Genomic DNA, 19,421 nt, shown 5'->3' with positions numbered 1-19,421 from the left:
CATAAATCAATCTATTGATGTGGTTTTTTCTCTCATAGAGACTTTGAAATAAATTATTAATAGTTGTTAGGAACATTCGTATTTCTTATGTGTTATATGTAGAAACGTTCGGATTTTGAAGTTACGAGAATACAAGTTTTACAAGAAAACCTAAATATTATTACAAATAGTCTGTTATATATTTTAAGAGTTAAATTCTTCTGGGATAAAACATCCTTTTGCTATCAGCAAAAAAGATATTAACGATCTCTCGCGAACCCTTCTTTGCTGACAACAAAAAGGATTTAATTATTTAACCAAATCGTAAGCCCATTCGATCCATTCACAGAGGCATTCTAAATCCTCTTTCTCGATGGTTGCACCGCACCAGATGCGCAAGCCCGAAGGAGCATCACGATAAGAACCGATGTCATAAGCAACTTTTTCTTTCTCAAGCGTTTTAATCAGTTCTTTAAGCTTTTCTTCGGATAAATCAACTTTAAAGCAGACACTGGTACCGGACCTTATCTCTTTTGTTTCCGCTAAGAAATGGATCCAGTTGTTTTTAGCAACAAATGCCTCAAAGACCGCCAGATTATCATTTGTCCGCTGGATAAGTTGTTTAAGCCCTCCGACAGACTCTGCCCACTTTAGTGTTGCCAGCCAATCTTCATTAGCAAGCATGGATGGGGTGTTAATAGTAGAGCCTTCAAAAATCTCCTTATTCAGCTTACCACCTTTGGTCAGTCGGAAAATCTTGGGCAACGGCCAGGCAGGGGTATAGCTTTCTAAGCGCTGAACAGCCCGCGGAGATAAAATCAGCATCCCGTGTGCACCTTCCCCACCTAAAACCTTCTGCCATGAGAATGTAATGACATCCAGTTTATGGTAGGGTATATCCATAGCAAATACAGCAGAGGTGGCATCGCAAAGTGTGAGCCCTTCCCGGTTATCAGGAATCCAGTCGCCGTTGGGCACTCTGACTCCGCTAGTAGTCCCATTCCAGACAAAGACGACATCATTCTTGAAATCGACCTGCTTTAAATCCGGTAATTTCCCGTATTCTGCCTCAAAAACTCGGGTATCTTTTAATTTTAACTGTTTAGTGATGTCGGTTGCCCATTCTTTACTGAAAGATTCCCAAACCAGAACATCAATCCCGCGGCACCCCAGCATGGACCACAAGCACATTTCAAAAGCGCCTGTATCGGAAGCGGGTACAATACCTACGAGATAATCATCAGGAAGTCCAAGCATATCTCTTGTTCTTTTAATTGCTTCAGCTAATTTTTCCTTGCCAGGTTTGCTCCGGTGTGACCGGCCAAAAGGTGTATCCTTCAGCTCTTCAACAGAATAACCTGGATGTTTGGCACAAGGCCCGGAAGAAAAACAGGGATTATTAGGAACTCGTGTTGGTTTCATTTTATCTTTTCCTTTTTGGTACTGTTATGTCTTAGGGGGATAAGAAATTTTCCAGTTACAGGCGAACATGTAATTGTAGCCGTCCCCGAAGACTTAACAGTGTACCTTTTATTTATCTTTTCGTGCTACTTTTACATGGTCAAAACCGATGTTCGTAGCCAACAAAAAAAGTGCCTGTATATTTCATAGTTTTTTGCATTTGTTTTATTGCATTTGATGAAAGGTAATCGACCAATTAACCTGTATCTTCCTTTTTTTATTCTTTTTCTCCAGGTTCCCAATACTGGTTTTTTGGAAAAAATTTAGACATTGTCGGGGCGAAATAAATCACCATGCAAAAGTACCCGGGGATTATTTTCGATGCCGTTTCCAGGCGGCAGTTCAAAGGCGAGATTACCGTTGAAGACTGGAAGATCCTGCGTGTCGAAGAAAAGGAACACGATCATGAGCAGTACATCCTGCCCGGGCTTGTGGACGCCCATGTGCATATAGAAAGCTCCATGACTGTGCCTTCGGTTTTTGCCCGGATGGCTGTTGCAAAAGGGACGGTTGCCGTGGTCAGCGATCCTCATGAGATTGCAAACGTCATGGGAGAAGAGGGTATTGACTATATTTTAGCCTTTTTTCCTTTCAGTCTTTTCCCTCTTTTGTCCTTTTCAGCTGTTTCACTCTTTTGCCTTTTCCTGCCTTTCAGTCTTACCTTCAGTCTTACCTTCAGTCTTTTCTGTCCTTTTCAACAACTTTCAAAACATCGACATTCGACGCCGTCTGCACAAGCATATACTGCTTGCTCACAGAAGCCGTAGCCTCTGCAGCAGTTTCCATGCAGAGCATCAGGATTTTTACTGCGTCCTGGAAATTGCTTTTTTTCGTCCAGTTGTCCTTGAAGCATTTGTTGGCTACCTGTTTGGTGAAGTCGTTTCCGAAAGCTATGAAGTTGCTCCCCTTTCCCTGTGCAGTCAGGGTCACTTCGGAGTCTTTGAGCTCGGCAATGGCATAATTACCCGCAACCGCATACAGCCTCCTTTTCCTGACAACGCCCCCCTCGACTGAGGAAACTTCACCCACCAGAACCCCTTCCCGCCCCTCGATCTTGTTCTTGTCGTCCCTGACCGTTATTTTGACCCCGAGCACCTCTGCCTTTTTTCCCAGCTCCTCATCACTGACGATTGCCCCGCTGTAGAGCTCCTTTTCGAGTTTTTCCCGGTCGTCCTTTTCTCCCTCAAAGGTGATTTCACGCATGTCTCCGGCCATGACTGCGCCGTTTTTTCCGATAAAAACGATTACGAGGCTCATATTTCATCCGTCCTTAAATCCTGATACATTTTCAATTTCCATATGATAAATACCTATCAATTAAATTCAGCATGAATCCCTCATTCAACCTGCTTAAATTTGTCAATCATCCGCCAAAACCATATATGCTAAAAAAGATAGTAGATTTGGGGTAAACTGGAAGGGAGAGTTAAACTGAAAAAAGTCAGAAATTATCTTGTATGAACTTTCTGACTATTCGTATCCGAACTATCTGAACCGTCCTTTATCTGAACTATCCGTTTTTCAAAAGGAGGGATTAAACTGGACAAGGTCAGAAGAATACAAAAAATCCTGAAAAGCATGCCCGGCAGAGTTGCGCCAGCAGAGTTGCGCCAGCAGAGTTGCGCCAGCAGAGTTGCGGCTCTGCAGTGCGCTGTCCGTTTCGCTGCGCTCAAGCGGACTTATCATTTTCGTATTATCCACGTACCTGAACTATCCTGTATCTGAACTATCATCCTGTATCTGAACTATCCGTTTTTCAAAAGGAGGGATTAAACTGGACAAGGTCAGAAGAATACAAAAAATCCTGAAAAGCATGCCTACTATTGAGGGTGCTGGGGTTCACCTTAAGCGTGCTTTCGGGTTTAATCAGGTCCCGGAGCTTGACCCGTTTTTGCTTCTGGATGATTTTCACTCGAAAAAGCCGGAGGAATATTTGATGGGTTTTCCCTGGCACCCTCACAGGGGGATTGAGACGATCACGTATGTCCTGCACGGGGAGGTTGAGCATGGGGACAGCATGGGAAACAGCGGCGTCATCGAGGCGGGGGATGTGCAGTGGATGACTGCAGGGAGCGGGATAATCCACCAGGAGATGCCAAAGGGAGAGAAGAGCGGGCTTATGTGGGGCTTTCAGCTCTGGGCCAACCTTCCGGCTTCCCATAAGATGATGGAGCCGCGCTACCAGGAAATCAAAAGCAACCGGATACCTGAGATTTTCATGGGAAAGGGGCTGAAGGTCAGGGTCATCTGCGGTGAAGTGCTGGGAATGGAAGGGCCTGTGCGGGAAATCGTTACCAGCCCCGAATACCTGGACGTAACCGTGCCGGTTGGAGAAACTTTTTCCCACCTCACGGTCCCGGGCCATACTGTCTTTGCATACGTGATCGAGGGCAGGGGCTACTTTGACCGGGAGCGGGACCCCTATGCCTTTGAGGTTGGAGGTGGCAGGTATTTCGACCTTACGGAGGAGTGCCTGGTAGGCCCTGAGAACCTGGTCCTCTACGGGGACGGGGATACGGTCGAGGTGACTGCAGGAGATAGGAATGTGAGGTTCCTCCTGGTTTCCGGAAAGCCCATCGGAGAGCCTGTTGCCTGGTACGGGCCAATCGTCATGAACACGCAGGAAGAGTTGAGGGTGGCTTTTGAGGAGTACAATAAAGGGACGTTTATAAAGCACCCCGGACGATTATGAAATGAAACGCATTTCAATAACCGTAAACGGTAAGCGTTGCGAATCTGTTGAAAAAGGTACCGTTAAAGATGCTCTCGAATCCGCAGGCTTAAAATTCGGGATCTTCCCCGGAGAAGGGGACCTTCAGGCCCCCTGCGGGACCGGAGGCTGCCATACCTGCATGGTCCTGCAAAACAAAGAGCCTGTAAGGGCCTGCGTGACCCCTGTTGAAGATGAGGGGGTGATAGAAACAGAACTCCCGGCAGGTTTCGTGCCTCTCCGGATAATCCACGGCCCCTCTCCTCATTCTGTCGGAGGAAAAGCCACGCCCTGGTGGCTGAAAGCCAGGCCCGGAGGCTATATCGAAGTTGCTATCTGGGCCGCAGGCTGCAACCTCCGCTGTCCCCAGTGCCAGAATTATGCAATCACCTGTGACAGCAAAAGCCGCCCCAAAACCCCGCAAGAGGCGGCCCGGCTCATCACCTCTGCCAGGCAGCTCTACGGCGTGGACAGGATGGCTATCTCGGGTGGGGAGCCGACCCTGAACCGGCCGTGGCTAACCGAATACTTCAAAGAACTTAAACGCCTGAACCCTGACGGACAGGCAAGGCTGCACCTGGACAGCAACGGGACCATCCTCACCCCGGACTATATCGACGAGCTGGTGCTCAAGTGCGGGGTAACCGATATAGGAATCGAGCCAAAAGGGGTGCGGAAGGAGACTTTCATGGAGATTACCGGGATGGGGGACGAAAAACTGGTGGAAAGGTACATGCAGACCCAGTGGGAGGGGATCTACCATATCCTGCAAAACTACAGGGACAGGGTTTTCCTGGGGGTCGGTTTTCCGTACAACCGGGCGTTTATGAAAATGGACGAGGTATCCGAATTCGGGAAAAAGCTTTCCGGACTCGACCCTGAGGTGCAGGTCTGCGTGCTTGACTATTTCCCTGCTTTCAGGAGAAAAGACCTGAAGCGGCCGGACGTGGACGAGATGCTTGAAGTAAAAGAAGCACTGCACGAGGCAGGACTCCGGACAGTACTGGTGCAGACATCCAGAGGGCACTTCGGACCCTGAATGCAGGTTTGATTGAAGAAAGTTTGATTGAAAGACTTGTTCGAAGAAAAGTTTGATTGATAAAAGTTTGCCGTGGCAACATTAAAGCCCAAAATCCCTTAAAAAGGACACAAAGTCCTCATATTTTTCCAGAAACGCCCTTCCTTTAGGGGTCAATGAGTATACTTTTCTTTTCCCTTTATAGTCATTTAATTCGACCAGTTCTTTGGCTTCCAGTTCTCCCAGGTATTCTTCAAACATCTGGTAGGAGAGGTTGGAGAACCTCAGAAGTTTTGTTGGACTGATAGTGCTGTTGGAGTCGCGGATAACCGTGAGGATATCCCTTATAATTTCCAGCCGGCTTCGCTTTTGAAACGGCTTCATTTCAGTAGAATGCGGCTCCATTTTCTTATTCCTTTAAGGATTATTACGTAGGCAAGAAGAGTCAGGAAGTCAAAGGCATACCCTATTAATTCCGACCCTTTCTCAATTATGATTGAAAAATTTCCCAGGAAACCCAGGGTAAAGATCAGGATCAGGCCCAGGTAGTAGGGGTGGGTTATAGGCTTTGTTTCTCCTCCCGAGCGCATGTTTGACCTGATAAGGAGCAGGATAAGGACAAAAACCACAGCCTTATACCCCAGGGCAATATAATCTCCGGCAAATACCGAGACCAGGAGATAGACGACCACGTCCATCAGTACGAGCAGCATTACGGAGATGAAAAACAGGGCTTTGAGGGTCTTTTTCCTGACAGTCCCCTCAACCAGTTTCCACACTATGGAAGAAAGCAGGTTTGCTTTGGCAAACCAGAGACTTAACCCGGTGAAGAAGAAGAAAGGCAAAAGGACCACAGCCATGAGATACAGGCCTGCAGGGACTGAAGATTTTGCCAGCAGGAGAGAAAGAGTCATTGAAGCCAGGAAAACATTTGCAAACCCGTAGAAAAGGAAGGCGTTTTTGAAATATTTAAGCCCTTCGTACTCCATAAATGAGTAGATTTTCGAGACCTCCCGGTAGATCTGCAGGGCGAGGACCGCCATCAAGGAATATACGAAAAGGCTGAATGCAAGCTCGGGTATGCTGGTCGATGCTGCAGCTTCCGAGGCGAGATTAATGAATTCTTCGCTAAAGGTTGCATTAAACGCCCCGAGGGTCATGGGTACGTCCATTAAGCCGGAAATATATATATTTTTTGGAAAAAGTGGAGGTAAACTAGATTTTAGTACTACCTTATGTTTTTATATAAGTACCCCCTTTAAAGAATGCCTTGAAAGTTTCCCGGGGAAGAGAAGTCCGGTTCAGCAGGAATTACGGAACGGTTAGGGGGACATCAGGATAAAAATTTATTAAATTTCATGAGTATTCCTTGTAATAGCGGAGGTATAATTTGTCTTTATTAATTATCAGTTTAGGAATCTTCAGTTTTATATCCCTTCTATGGGTGACCTATAACATCCTGACGCAGAAAAAAAGCCTCAGCAATATGCTGATGACCATCTGGATAATAGCTGCGATAATTTCAGGAGTCCTGTATGCGATCGCCTTCTATTTTTTCGGGAGAAGGCAAAATAAAGCAAATTATTAAAGTCCGGAAAAGTAATTTTTGAAGTGTGCTGAGCATTTTTCAGGCCTAATTCTTTTTTGCAGTCTGCGGCTGCCTTTCTGATTGAGTCCTCATATTTTTTTCTGACCGCCTTCTTTTCAATAATTAGGATCTCCTTTTTGGTGTCCCAACACATATTTCAGTCACCGGAATGCCCTATTTATTCATTCCAATGTATTTTCCCGGATTCCAATGTATTTTTCCAGCCATCTTGCTATTCGGGTAACCCCCAATGATTGACCCTGGTAACACTTCCCCTGACCCCGGAAACCGTTTATCAGTCCAGGTGTTGTAGGATCCCCCGCCAGCTTGCCTGGCGGCGCCTCCCTTAAAGAAATAAAAAAGCTAGAATTCAGAATATATGAAAAATAGAGGTAAACTATATTTTTCAACTACAGTCTTTTTTTATATAAGTAGAGATTTCAGGGGCATGTAGAAAATCCGCGGGACTTTTGGAAAAGTCCCACCAGACATAACAAAATAATTAATGAGCGTAATAAAGTAAATTTTCAGGTGGCTATATGCGAGAAATTAGTTTCACAGATGCTTTCAAATATCCGTTCAGGAGACCTAAAAGGCTTTTATATGTCCTCTGGATGCTTTTTCCGGTGTTCGGATGGTTTGCCCTATTCGGATATATTATAAGAATAAATAACGAGTTTGTAGAGGGAAAATACGAAGGGCTTCCCCAGCTTCATTTCATGGAAGACCTTAAACTCGGGTTCTGGATGCTCCTGAAATCAATACCCTTCTCTATAGTGTACTGTATTCCGGTAGTCCTGGCCACTTTCTATGATGAGACTGCAGCCAACATTCTGAGTTTCGTATTATCGTTCTTTGTGCTTCCGGTTCTTACAGTCAACTTCTACAGGAAACAGACCGTAGAGTCATTATTTGAGTTTTCCAAACTCAAATACGTCATGAACAATTTAGGAGACTACCTGTTTGTAATGATAAAGCAGTATGTGCTAATCTTTATATTCTTGATACTCTCCATCGTCCTCGTAGGCATACCCGCCATATATTTCGCAGGCACGATCTTTGCCGCAAATTTCTACGGCCGGGTAGTAGAAAAGAATACGGCCGGGTTCTGTAAAACGGATCAGGTTCTGTAAAAAGGCAGATCCCTGAAAAAAACCATTCGCCGTGAAGTTCAATGATTTCGTGCCAAAATTTTTTGGCCGGAATCTTTTTTTATTCCGGGTTTACAGCGCACTCAAGAAGTTTCCGGAAAGAAAATCCTCTCTCGATGTTTTACCGAATATTTGCACCGGTTAAGAGAACTCAATTTGTACCGCTTAAAGGAACATTATTTGCTTACGATCAAGATGGCCTGATTTTTTCGGAAAAGGAACGTTTCTGCAAATGACGGAGGTATCTACATGTCTGCACCAAATATCATTTTCAAGATGCTGGGCACGCTTGGCGCCTTCAGCCTGGGAACCCGCAACCTCGCTGCATTGGGCAGCCCCTTCGAAGCCATTTCCGGGGTAATCGTCCTTTTCTGTCTTCTATGTATAATCCATGACCTTTCAAAATATAACAAGGAACCAGGCCCCTGGAAGAAGCTCTTCTGGATATCCGCTGCACTTGTTTTCGGGCTTCTGGGAGTCTTTACATATTATCTGTTCGGAAGAAAACAGGCTGAAGCAAACTTTCAAAATTAAACGGGTTGATTTCCGGAATTGCAATGTTTATGAAAAATAGAGGCAAACTAGATTTTTCAACTACAGACTATTTTTATGTAAGTAGGACTTAAGGGTGTGTATATGGAAAATACGCTGATCACCTTCAGAAACGTCTGGAAGATTTACCAGATGGGAGAAGTCGATGTAAATGCCCTGAAGGGCGTGAGCGTGGAGTTCGGGAAAGGAGAATTTGCCGCAATTATCGGTCCTTCCGGGAGCGGCAAGTCCACTATGATGAACCTCGTGGGCTGCCTGGATGTCCCGTCGAAGGGAGAAATCTTCCTGAAGTCCAGAAACATAGCCCGCCTGGAGGAATCGGACCTCGCGGCCCTGAGGGGAAAAACCATAGGCTTTGTTTTCCAGCAGTATAACCTGATCCCGGGGATGACTGCACTTGAAAACGTGCTTTTGCCCCTGGAAATTCAGGAAGTTGACGATGCAGCTGCCGAAAAGAGGGCAAAGGCGCTCCTGGGCCTTGTAGGCCTTTCCGACAAGATACAGCACAGGCCTTCCCAGCTTTCGGGAGGGCAGCAGCAGAGGGTCTCGATTGCCCGGGCCCTTGCTTGCAACCCTGAAATCATCCTTGCCGACGAGCCCACCGGAGCCCTGGACAGCGTTACGGGAAAAGAAGTAATGGGAACTCTCTACAGGCTGTGGAAGGAAAAAGGAAAAACAGTAATCATTGTCACCCACGACACTCACCTCGCACAGTATGCCAGCAGGCACATCGAGCTGAAGGACGGGGAAATAATCCGGGACGAGCCGAATCTCAACCAGCTCAAGCCGGAAATTTAAGGAAAGATGAAAATGACTCTTAAAAAAATACCTGGCGAACAGACTTTTAACACTTTTAGGATTTTTAACAGACAGGCTTCCGGAAAGCAGGTACATGGCCCCTTTTTTGGCAGGCAGCTTCCCGGGAAGCAAATATTCGGGCTTTTTCTTGTACTGTTAATAGGCCTCTCCCTATTCAGTTCTCCGGGCCTTGCTGCTCTTCCTGAAACTCTGGACAATGGACTGACAATCGACCTGCTCAACCAGGACCCTGACCCGGTAAAACCCGGGGAAGTTCTTGAAATCAGGCTCTCGATCCAGAATACCGGGTATGAGGAACAGGAAAACTGCGTAGTGAAAATAGAGCCAGTTTATCCTTTCAGGGCTCTCCCTGGAGAAGAACTTTCAAAAAACATAGGGACTCTGGGAAAACGCTATGAGGACGAACGTGGAAAAGTCGTGAAATTCAAGTTAGGGGTCGAAAACGACGTAAATGAAGGAAAATACCCCCTTAAAGTATACCTCTACAGCAAGGGCAGCGCAAAAAATAATCCCCTTACAAAAGACCTTATAATCGACGTTGACAGCGAGTCAAACGCGGAAATCGAGTTCATAAGCGTTGAGAAACTGGTGCCGGGGAAAAAGACGGACCTCACTTTCGGGATCAAGAACGTGGGCAATTCCCCCCTGAAAAATGCAATGTTTTCCTGGGAATGCACAAACGACCTGATCCTGCCTGTCGGCTCAAGCAACGTCAAGCACATCAACCTGATCGATATGGGGGAGACCGCAAACGTCAGTTTTGATGTCCTGACCAACGTCAATACAAAGCCCGGGCTGTATAAACTGGACATGGTCCTGACCTACGACGACATCGAAGAACTCCAGACCATTACCGAAGCAGGCACCGTGGAAAACCAGAAGCGAAAGGAGATCAAAAGCAAAGCCGGGATCTATATCGGAGGCACAACGGACTTTGACATCGCCTTTATGGAGAGGAGCCCGACGGGAGCCTACACCTTTTCGGTTTCGAACATAGGAAACAACGGTGCAAACTCGGTCAAGATTTCCGTACCTGCGCAGGCTAACTGGAGCGTCACTGACGGGTCCAATTCCGTAATACTCGGAAACCTGCAAAAAGGAGACTACACGGTTGCCGACTTCAACCTCATGTCCGCAGAAATCGGGGAAGACCTGCCCATTAAATTTGAAATCAGCTACACTTCCAGTGACGGCATGAGGCAGGTCGAGGAAAAGGAGCTGAACCTTTATGCTTCACCTTTCACCATCCCCACAGAATCAAAACAGCCTGGGGAAAATAACGGTTCCGGCTTCCTTTCATACAAACTGTTGTTGCTGGTCCTTGCAGGAGCCGCAGCTGTCCTGATTTACAAAAGGCAGCAGAAAAAGAAGACAGGGAGAAGGGAAATGGATGAAGGTGAGATGGGCGAAGAGGAAATGAACGAAAGGCAGACGGAAGAGTAAACTCGGATGAGCCTGACTAAAAACCGTGCGAACCTGAGAAACACAGAGCCTGCGCAAACCGGAAAAGACCGAAACCTGTGGTGCCATGAAACCTGCAAAGATTTTGAAAATAGCCCTGAACATGGTGAAAGCCAATAAGCTGCGGAGCTGGCTGACCATCATAGGAGTGATAATAGGCATTGCCTCGGTAATGGCCATTGTCACGACAGGGGAGTATTTCCAGGAACAGGTTACTGAAACCCTGGAGAGCCTGGGAGGCGATACGATTACGATCGTTGCTTCCTATCCTTTTGATTCTGTAGAGATGGATTTCGATGAGTCAGGTGAACCTGTCGTATCGGAAGAACCTGTAGAGATACAAAACCCGGAGCTTACGAAGACAGACGTGCTGGCCATCCAGCGCATCCCCGCAGTTGAATACGTCAATGTAAATGTCGAAACCGGGGTTGATATGAAATATGGAGGAGAGCAGACCTCGATCTGGGTTAAGGGTGTGGACCCGAGGGTCTGGCCTGATATCACGAAGAAGAAAATTGGCGAAGGAAGGATGCTTGAGCCCGGGGACAGGGCTGTTGTGGTTATTTCCGACGAACTTGCAAATGAGGCCTTCGAACGGAAAATCCGGCTTAACCAGATGGTCCTCTTGAACGGAAAATCCTACCGTGTAGTCGGGATCCTGGCAAAAGACGACGGCCTGCTAGGGGGCCTGGGCGGCTTATTCGGAAGCAGCGTATATATGCCTTACGAAGAGGTCTACTCTTTTAAGCAGGGGGAGGAAAGCCTGTTCGAAATGGAGAAGGATGTCTACGACTCCATCGAGGTAAAATTGCACAGTTGGGCCGACCACGAAGCCGCCCTTGAAGAAATCGAGCGCAGGCTGAGGCTTTCCAGGAGGGTGGACGAAAAGACCCAGGACTTCTACGTGAGCTCCCCAAAAGAGGCAATAGAAAGCACCGGGAAACTGATCGACGGGCTCACAGCCTTCCTGGCCTTCATTGCAGGGATTTCTCTCCTTGTGGGTTCAACAGGCATTGCAAACACCATGTTCACTTCAGTCCTGGAAAAGACAAAAGAGATAGGGATCATGAAAGCCATCGGTGCGAAAAACAGGGACATCCTCCTGATTTTCCTCTGCAATGCTGCCATGATCGGACTTGTAGGGGGAATCATAGGCATTCTCCTGGGAACTGCAGCCGTGCAGTTAATCCTGTTCCTGGTCTCGATGAAAATGCAAACCCCCTTTGAGTTCACCCTCAGCATAAAAGGGACCCTTGTAGCAACCCTCGTGTCCATAATCGTGGGGCTGATCGCGGGCCTTGTGCCAGCAAAGAATGCGTCGGAACTGAAGCCTGTGGACGCTTTGAGGTACGAGTAAAAAGGTCGAGTAAAAAGGTCGAGTAGCTCCGTAGAAATCCTGTTGTATTGTGGAAAAGGTCATAGGGTTGTTGTCGTTTTTGACCCGGGCTAAAGCCTGTTGTTGTCTTTATATTGTTCCCGGGGCTCTCACCGCCCGCCTCAGCGGGCGGCCTTTTCCGAATTCACTGAGATAAATTGCTTGCAAAAAAAACTGATGCAAAGAACTGGTAAAAAAGCCCTTCACTCTGCTTTTCCATCCTGCTTTCTACGTCCTGCTCTCAACATTATGCTTTTGGCATCCTGCCAGGGAAAATCAAGGCATTAAAATCCGATACGGAAATTCACAAAAATTTTTCGCTGTCAGAGCGTATCGCTGTCATGGCGTATTATACTGTTTTTCAAGATGAAACTTTTAATCATCCTGCTGTATCTTTACTTCCATCTGAATGACTTTTTTGATCATCCTGCTGTATCCATTCAGTTATCAGAATGACCTTTTAAGTTATGTAACTGTATTATATCAGTTATCAGAATGACCTTTTAAGTCATGTAACTGTATTATATCAGTTATCAGAATGATCTTTTAAGTCATGTATTATATCAGTTACCAGAATGACATTTTAGCTGTCCAGTGGTATTTTTCAGTAACTTCAACTCCATTTTTTTCGTCATTTGAATATACTTTATGGAAAAAGCCGGTCGTCTTCGACGACCGGTGAGAGCGCAGGTACCTGAAAAGCAGATTGGAAAAAGGTTTTTAGGGTTAGATGAAAGGGGAATTACAGTTGTCCTTTCCGGATTAAAGGGAGTAAAAAAATAGAAAATGAAAAAGAGGAAACCTGCGGAGCAGGATTAATTCTTCGGGATTTACTCTTCTATTATATCCATCACATCAAGCCTCATCGTCGGAGGAACTTCTTTTTCCGGGACCCCGACTCTTATGAGCATCTGGATTGTTTCCCCTTCCCTGGCATATTCTTCATGAAACTCCTTATATAGTCCAGCCATTTCAGGGTACTCTTCAGTGGCCTGGCTCAGGGGCTGCATGGCATATCCCATGTCTGCGGCCGTGAGCAGGAAGCGGCTGTAGAGAATGCCTGTTTCAACCTGGACCGTTCGGCTGTTGCCTTCAGTTATTATCAGGGCATATGCGGGAGTGTTTTCTACGGCAGATTCAGTCTGGCTGAGGAAGGAATCCTTTGAGGCTTCAGGGCTGTTCATGGAGGGGAAAAGGGATAGGAGTCCCTGGAGTACATGGACTTTGAGGGGCGAAAGCCCCTGCCCTTCCAGGGTGAAGCCGTAGCGAAACTCGTTCTTTTCCCATTCGTTAGGGCGGAACAGCTCAGAGCCTTCTTTCTGGACACCGGAATTCCCAGCTTCCACCTCTGCCGCCCGAAGGGCGATGTCCCCGAGCTTTTCAACGTCCTCAGCTTCCTGGAAAATGACTATGGTGACGTTTTCCGTGCTCAGGGCTTCGAGTTTCTCAACGTCTTCCTGCAGCAGCTTTGTTTCCCTGTAAGGGACCCTGTAAGTGTCAGGGATAAACATCGCATCATAGAGAAGAGAGGTTTCGAGACCGAGCTCTCCGTTTCCGCTTTCATTCGTTTCGTTTTCCCCGGGCTTTTCCTTCAGGCTTACCCTGGCAACCGGCTTGCTCCCAAGGTTTTCCGCACTGCCCTCAGGCCCGTATTCCCCGTCAGGGAAAAGTCCGATATCGGCTTCATACCCGAGCTCTTCAGCAGCGATCCTTACGTACTCAAGGAAAGTCCCCTGGCTGATGGTCACCTGCCTGCCCGGAGGATCTGCTTTCGGGCTCAGCCTGTCCGTATTCACATACAGGAGTAAACTGTCTTCATCTTCCAGGACTACTTTCCAGGACTGGAGGTTGTGGGAATTCGGAGCAAGCACCCCGTGGGCAAACACCTGAACCCTCGGGTCCTCAAACTGCTCATGATAGTCTTTATTCCAGGGCTCAAGATAATTTTTCGGAAGAAACGCCCCGTCTGCTATAAGCACTGCAAATGCTCCTGCAACAAGCAACCCGATCAGTACAATTCCGGCTTTCTGCCAGGTTATCACTGCCAGGCTACCACCATCCCGTTCAATGAAGCAACGAAGGCGAATACGGTATATGGAAATGTAATCAACTCTTATCCTCCTGATCCAGAAAATAACATATTTCAAAACAATTCTGCCTTTCACTATAATAAAATATCTTATTTCAAAAAATCCCTGATAAGAAGAGCAAGTAAGAGAATAGTTTCATGCAGATTCGTCAATCAGAACGCGAACCGGAGTTACAATCAACGGGATACTAATATATATAGGTGAGATTATATGGACGAGAATTATATATAAAACAGTTCATAAAAACTTTATAAGCACTTCATAAAACATTTCATGCTAGATTACTTCTATAAAGGGATAAGATAAGGGATAAGATGATGGACGTTCAAGACAGTTCTTAGTTTACTATTCAGTTTCTTAACAGTTTTCTTGAGGGACTCTGCATAGTTGACAGCAGAGGAAGAATTGAGGCTGTTAATGACCTTTTTTACGATGCTACCCAATGGGAAAATAAAGATCTGTTAGGAGAACAGTTCAATGAACTACCGGTTTTGGATGGGGACGGAACTGCGGTTAAACTTTTTGATTGGGTAAAACGGGACTTTGCTGAATATTTAGAGGCAAACACTGTCACAACTGGAAACTCAAGAAAAAAGGTGACATTTAGCTCCAAAAAGATAAAGCTTGGAGAAGAGCTGAAATATTGCGTTTTTGTGAGAGAAGTTTTTGAAAGAGAACAGGACCAGAAAGAAAGTAAAAGCAGAAGCCCAACAATAGAAGAAATATGCAATTGCCCGGTATTCGTGCAGTTCCCGATAGGCATGGCCCTCGTAGGAACGGACGGCAAATGGCTCAAGGTAAATTCCACACTATGTGGGATTCTGGGATATTCCGAAGCCGAGCTTCTGCAGCTGGATTTCCAATCCCTCACCCACCCTGATGATCTTGGCCCGAACTCCAATCTCTTTAATGAAATCCTTAAAGAATCTGCAGGGGTCTATCAGACCGAAAAACGCTACATAAAAAAAGACGGGGTACCTATCTGGACAAGGGTCTCAACCTTTCTCTCCAGAGACTATGAGAACAGGCCCCTATTTTTTGTTTCCCTTATTGAAGATATAGACGCGCAAAAAAAATCAGTACTTGCCCTGAAAGAATCCCGGGAAAGGCTAAAAACGATATTCGAAAATGCCAGCGAATGTATCACCATCAATGAACCCGACGGCTGTTTTCTGGAAGTAAATAAGATGATGTGCGAGGTTATGGGTTATTCCAGAGACGAACTGCTGAAAATGAAGCCTTATGAGATCGTTGCTCCCGAATTCGCCACCCATTTAACCCCAGACTTCGCTGAACTGCTGGAGAGGAAACATGCAACCTTTGAGCTTACCGTTACTCGCAAAGACGGGATGCCCATTCCGACTGAGTTGAAAGTGCAGCTTATTGATTACGGGGAAAAGAAAGCCGTACTTACGATCGCCCAAGACATGAGTGAGCGCAAGCAAGCTGAAGAAGCCCTTCATAACCAGATACGGTTTTTGGAAACCCTGCTTAATACTATCCCTGCTCCTGTTTTTTACAAAGACATGGAAGGAAGGTACCAGGGCTGCAATGAGCTCTTTGCCAGCAAGATTGCAGCTCTTCCGAAAGAGCAGCTCATAGGCCGTACCGTAGGAGAACTTCCCAAATCGTTCACAAAGAAAACGGTTTGTCTTCACCGAAAAAAAGACCTCGAACTACTCAGAAATGGAGGATTGCAGTTATATGAAAGCAAGGTTGTATGTGGAACTGGAGAGCCACGAGATTTTCTCTTCAGTAAGGCAGCATACGGGGACGCATCTGGGAAGGTCGTGGGGATAACTGGAGTGATGCTGGACATAACCGAGCGCAAAAAAGCCGAAGAGGACCTCTTAAACCAGGTCCAGTTTTTGAAAAACCTGCTCAATGCTGTCCCGGCCCCCGTTTTTTACAAGGATGTAAAAGGAAGGTACCAGGGCTGTAATGAGCGCTTTGGCAGAGAAATCCTGGGCCTACCGGAAGAACTCATTATTGGCCGTACCGTCCATGAACTTTCGGAATTAATCCCTAAAAAAATGGCTTCTCTTTACGGGAAAAAGGACCTTGAGCTCCTTGAGACAGGAGGAGCACAGTTGTATGAGGGTAAGGCCCTGTGTGCGGACAGGAAGGTACGGGACTTTCTTTTCAGTAAGACCACATACGGAAACGCGTCAGGTGAAGTTATAGGGATTATTGGGGTGATGCTGGATATAACCAAGCGCAAACAGATGGAAAAAAACCTAAAAGTCACGAATACTGCTGTAGAATCCTCAATTAACGCTATGGCTTTTACTAACTTAAAAGGGCGGTTGACTTATGTGAACCCTTCTTTCCTGAAATTGTGGGGATATGAGGACGCGAAAGAGCTACTAAGGAACAGCAGTAAGTGCCTGTGGGAAAATCAGAGGAAAGCTTCAGTAGCTTTCTGGAGGTTGCATTCCGAAGGGAAATGGGAGGGAGACCTGGTTGGAAAGAGAAAAGATAACACTTTATTTGATGTCCACATATCGGCAAACCTGCTATATGATGAAAAAGGCCGCAAAATCGGGATGATGGGGTCCTTTTTAGATGTAACTCAACAGAGAAAAGCAGAAGCAGCTTTGATTGAAGCTAAGCTAAATGCTGATGCTGCCAACCGTGCCAAGAGTGAATTTTTGGCCACCATGAGCCACGAACTGAGGACTCCGTTAAACGCTGTAATAGGCTTTTCGGATATCCTGCTCAGCCAGAACTTCGGCCGCTTGAATGAAAAGCAGTTGAGGTATTCCAACAATATCCTGAAGAGCGGAAAGCACCTCTTAAAATTAATAAATGACATCCTCGATCTCTCGAAGGTTGAAGCAGGAGTGACGGAACTTCACCTTGAGGAATTTTCCCTGTCAGATGCAGTAAATGAAGTAAGGACGATGCTTATGCCCCGTTCATCTCAGAAAAATATCAGGATTATGACCCAAATTGGCCCGGGAAAAACTAAAGTGGTAGCTGATAAGACCAGGTTTAACCAGATATTGTACAACCTTGTAGGCAACGCCTTAAAGTTCACACCTGAAGGAAGCATGATTATTATCTCTGTTCAAATGACAGAGGACAAATTCCAGATCAGTGTTGCAGACCAGGGAAAGGGAATTCCGCAAGCAGAACAGCAAAGGATCTTCCAGCCCTTCGTGCAGCTCGAAAAGTTTGAATCGAGGGAGCAAGCGGGGGCCGGCCTTGGCCTTGCTCTTGTCAAACGTTTTGTGGAGATGCATGGCGGAGATATCTGGGTGGAATCCGAAGCTGGAAAAGGGAGCACCTTTAAGTTCACCATCCCTGTGGAAGATGAAAAGACAAACAAAGGACAAACGGTTTGCAAGAGCAGCATATTTTTACCTTAAGGCCGATCTTAACATCGGTGTCCTGAAAATGAAGAACATCACCCGGAAGAAAGTAATCCTCAGGATCTACGGCTGCCTCATGGAAGCATACGGCCCCCAGGGCTGGTGGCCCCTTACAGACCTGCATGCCAGCGGCGGGACAAACCCCACAAAAACCGGCTCTGTCCAGGGATATCACCCCGGCAACTATAGTTATCCGAAAACCGGAAACCAGCAGTTCGAGATAATCTGCGGAGCCCTGCTCACCCAGAACACAAGCTGGCCCCAGGTCGAAACAGCTCTCCTCAACCTGAAGGGCTTAAATGCCCTCTCCCCGGAAGGAATCCTTACCCTTGACCCGGAAACCCTAAAAGAAGCTATCAAACCTGCAGGCTATTACAACCAGAAAGCTGGGCGCCTCATAACCCTTGCAGGCTGGTTTTCAGACCTGGTGGAAAAAAACCCTGATAAAAACCCCACTCGGGAAGAGCTCCTCTCCTTAAAAGGCGTCGGTCCCGAAACCGCCGATTCGATCCTCCTCTATGCCTTCAAGCAGCCTTCCTTTGTCGTTGATGCATACACGCGGAGGATAACCGTCAATTTAGGCCTTATTGACGAGAAAGCAAAGTACGATGAAATCAAAGCCCTCTTTGAGAAAAACCTGCCCCTGGAAGTGCCCCTATACCAGGAATACCACGCCCTGCTGGTTGAGCATGCCAAGAGGCATTATAAGAAGAAAGGGATGTATGGGGGATGCCCGCTTCTGGATCTTGTCCGGGACTGAACTGGCGTCGGCAAAAGGAAGCTATCCTTGAAAACCGTAGGTGAAGTTACCTGAGGTAAAATTACATTGGGCGGGTTACCTGAATATGATGTCGGATGGCTTTGAAGATATGGGAACAAACGGGAGTTCAACCGGCTGCTAACTCACGGGCTCGGAATTATGAACATAAGCATTTTGGTAATCCAGATTCCCATGCCGATCAATAGCAGATCCGAAACAGTATGAATTAATTTGAACATGAAAACAATACAGAGTAAATGTACTTAAATTTTATTATAAGTTTGGACTTTATGTAGTTTACCTCCGCAGGGACAACAAACAGGGCAGTTCACGTTACGTAACGGGCTTAATCCGGACAAAGCAACTGTAATTATACCGTTAAGTTATCCACAAAAACCTTTTTCTATTTGCTTTTCAAGTACCAGCGCCCTCACCGGTCGCTTGCGACCGGCGTTTTCCGTAAATTGCATTTGAATGACCAAAAAGAACAGCCGGATGACTGAAAAACGTGGTGAAATAACCAAAAAGAACAGCCGGATGACTGAAAAACGTGGTGAAATAACCAAAAAGAACAGCCAGATGACTGGAAAGTTCATTGGATTAACCAAGTAAAGAAAAAAATAAAGCGACCGGAAAAACGTCAAGGATTCAATAAAATAGAAGAAATACAACCTGAAAAATATTCATTTCCAGATCTCTTTATCATTTCTTTTTGGGAGGCGCCGCCAGGCAAGCTGGCGGGGGGAACTCCTATATCGCCTGGATTAAAAAAGGTTTCCGGGATCAAACGAAGTATTCTGTTACTACGTCTAAGAAGGTTCAGGATATAGAAGAACTTACAAAACGACAGGAAGATACAAAACGAGAGGAAGTTACAAAAAGGGTGTGGGGGAAGAGAAAACAATTTTCTCATTCTGGTAGTCCTTCCCAAAGGAAAGAAACCAATTTCCTGACTCAACGTTATTCAATTCAAACGTTATTCAATTCAAACGTTATTCAATTCAAACGTTATTCAATTCAAACGTTATTCAATTCAAACGTTATTCAATTCAAACGTTATTCAATTCAAACGTTATTCAATTC

Annotated in this window: 16 protein-coding genes and 1 pseudogene; 11 read left to right on the top strand and 6 right to left on the bottom strand. The window is 46.1% G+C overall.

What is annotated here, in order from left to right; genetic code table 11:
* Positions 1-288 precede the first annotated feature (288 nt).
* Complete coding sequence (locus tag FTO70_RS08805; RefSeq protein WP_255335384.1) at positions 289-1,401, bottom strand: phosphoserine transaminase; 1,113 nt, start codon at positions 1,399-1,401, stop codon at positions 289-291.
* Between the two features lie 332 nt (positions 1,402-1,733).
* Here FTO70_RS08805 and FTO70_RS08800 point away from each other — a divergent pair.
* Positions 1,734-2,018: pseudogene (locus tag FTO70_RS08800) on the top strand (amidohydrolase family protein); the annotation flags it as partial.
* 97 nt (positions 2,019-2,115) lie between these two features.
* Here FTO70_RS08800 and FTO70_RS08795 read toward each other — a convergent pair.
* Complete coding sequence (locus tag FTO70_RS08795) at positions 2,116-2,697, bottom strand: DUF2121 domain-containing protein (protein WP_255335383.1); 582 nt, start codon at positions 2,695-2,697, stop codon at positions 2,116-2,118.
* Between the two features lie 556 nt (positions 2,698-3,253).
* On the opposite strand from FTO70_RS08795, the gene FTO70_RS08790 reads away from it, so the two are divergent.
* Together FTO70_RS08790 and FTO70_RS08785 are read left to right on the top strand one after the other, a co-directional pair.
* The gene (locus FTO70_RS08790; protein WP_255335382.1) at positions 3,254-4,132 is read left to right on the top strand and encodes a pirin family protein; all 879 of its coding nucleotides are present in this window, start codon (positions 3,254-3,256) and stop codon (positions 4,130-4,132) included.
* 1 nt (position 4,133) lies between these two features.
* Entirely contained in the window at positions 4,134-5,189 is a 1,056-nt protein-coding gene (locus tag FTO70_RS08785; protein WP_255335381.1) for a radical SAM protein, read from the top strand.
* Positions 5,190-5,270: 81 nt separating this feature from the next.
* Here the strand turns inward: FTO70_RS08785 and FTO70_RS08780 are convergent, their stop codons facing one another.
* Both FTO70_RS08780 and FTO70_RS08775 read right to left on the bottom strand, forming a co-directional pair.
* Positions 5,271-5,552, bottom strand: coding sequence for a winged helix-turn-helix domain-containing protein (locus tag FTO70_RS08780; RefSeq protein ID WP_255335380.1), 282 nt, complete (start codon positions 5,550-5,552; stop codon positions 5,271-5,273).
* The gene (locus tag FTO70_RS08775) at positions 5,549-6,340 is read right to left on the bottom strand and encodes a hypothetical protein (RefSeq protein WP_255335379.1); all 792 of its coding nucleotides are present in this window, start codon (positions 6,338-6,340) and stop codon (positions 5,549-5,551) included. Before FTO70_RS08775 ends, FTO70_RS08780 begins: the two co-directional genes overlap by 4 nt.
* Before the next feature lie 955 nt (positions 6,341-7,295).
* Between FTO70_RS08775 and FTO70_RS08770 the strand changes: the two genes are divergently transcribed.
* From FTO70_RS08770 to FTO70_RS08750, 5 genes are all read left to right on the top strand, one after another.
* Positions 7,296-7,889, top strand: a complete 594-nt coding sequence (locus tag FTO70_RS08770) for a DUF4013 domain-containing protein (protein WP_255335378.1) — start codon at positions 7,296-7,298, stop codon at positions 7,887-7,889.
* 267 nt (positions 7,890-8,156) lie between these two features.
* Positions 8,157-8,441 (top strand): PLDc N-terminal domain-containing protein, encoded by a 285-nt coding sequence (locus FTO70_RS08765; RefSeq protein ID WP_255335377.1) that lies wholly within the window; start codon positions 8,157-8,159, stop codon positions 8,439-8,441.
* A gap of 102 nt (positions 8,442-8,543) precedes the next feature.
* Positions 8,544-9,257 carry an ABC transporter ATP-binding protein gene (locus tag FTO70_RS08760; protein WP_255335376.1) on the top strand — a complete coding sequence of 238 codons (714 nt, stop codon included), beginning with the start codon at positions 8,544-8,546 and terminating at the stop codon, positions 9,255-9,257.
* A 12-nt stretch (positions 9,258-9,269) separates the two neighbouring features.
* The gene (locus tag FTO70_RS08755) at positions 9,270-10,721 is read left to right on the top strand and encodes a COG1361 S-layer family protein (RefSeq protein WP_255335375.1); all 1,452 of its coding nucleotides are present in this window, start codon (positions 9,270-9,272) and stop codon (positions 10,719-10,721) included.
* Positions 10,722-10,806: 85 nt separating this feature from the next.
* Positions 10,807-12,096: an ABC transporter permease gene (locus FTO70_RS08750; RefSeq protein WP_255335374.1), complete on the top strand. Its 1,290-nt coding sequence runs from the start codon at positions 10,807-10,809 to the stop codon at positions 12,094-12,096.
* Positions 12,097-12,944: 848 nt separating this feature from the next.
* On the opposite strand, the gene FTO70_RS08745 is transcribed toward FTO70_RS08750, so the two are convergent.
* Complete coding sequence (locus FTO70_RS08745) at positions 12,945-14,156, bottom strand: hypothetical protein (RefSeq protein WP_255335373.1); 1,212 nt, start codon at positions 14,154-14,156, stop codon at positions 12,945-12,947.
* Positions 14,157-14,947: 791 nt separating this feature from the next.
* Between FTO70_RS08745 and FTO70_RS08740 the strand changes: the two genes are divergently transcribed.
* The gene (locus tag FTO70_RS08740; protein ID WP_255335372.1) at positions 14,948-17,575 is read left to right on the top strand and encodes a PAS domain S-box protein; all 2,628 of its coding nucleotides are present in this window, start codon (positions 14,948-14,950) and stop codon (positions 17,573-17,575) included.
* Positions 17,520-18,338 (top strand): endonuclease III domain-containing protein, encoded by an 819-nt coding sequence (locus FTO70_RS08735; RefSeq protein ID WP_255335371.1) that lies wholly within the window; start codon positions 17,520-17,522, stop codon positions 18,336-18,338. The genes FTO70_RS08740 and FTO70_RS08735 overlap by 56 nt, the downstream gene beginning before the upstream one ends.
* 383 nt (positions 18,339-18,721) lie before the next feature.
* Here the strand turns inward: FTO70_RS08735 and FTO70_RS08730 are convergent, their stop codons facing one another.
* On the bottom strand, positions 18,722-18,934 hold the full coding sequence (locus FTO70_RS08730) for a hypothetical protein (RefSeq protein WP_255335370.1): 213 nt from the start codon (positions 18,932-18,934) through the stop codon (positions 18,722-18,724).
* Positions 18,935-19,050: 116 nt separating this feature from the next.
* On the opposite strand from FTO70_RS08730, the gene FTO70_RS08725 reads away from it, so the two are divergent.
* On the top strand, positions 19,051-19,421 hold a 371-nt coding region (locus FTO70_RS08725), incomplete at its 3' end, for a hypothetical protein (RefSeq protein ID WP_255335369.1).

This window comes from Methanosarcina sp. KYL-1, from assembly GCF_024372725.1.
In the GTDB taxonomy this organism is placed as follows: Archaea; Halobacteriota; Methanosarcinia; order Methanosarcinales; family Methanosarcinaceae; genus Methanosarcina.
Note: the sequence above shows the minus strand (reverse complement) of the source record. Positions and strands in the feature narration are given on the sequence as shown.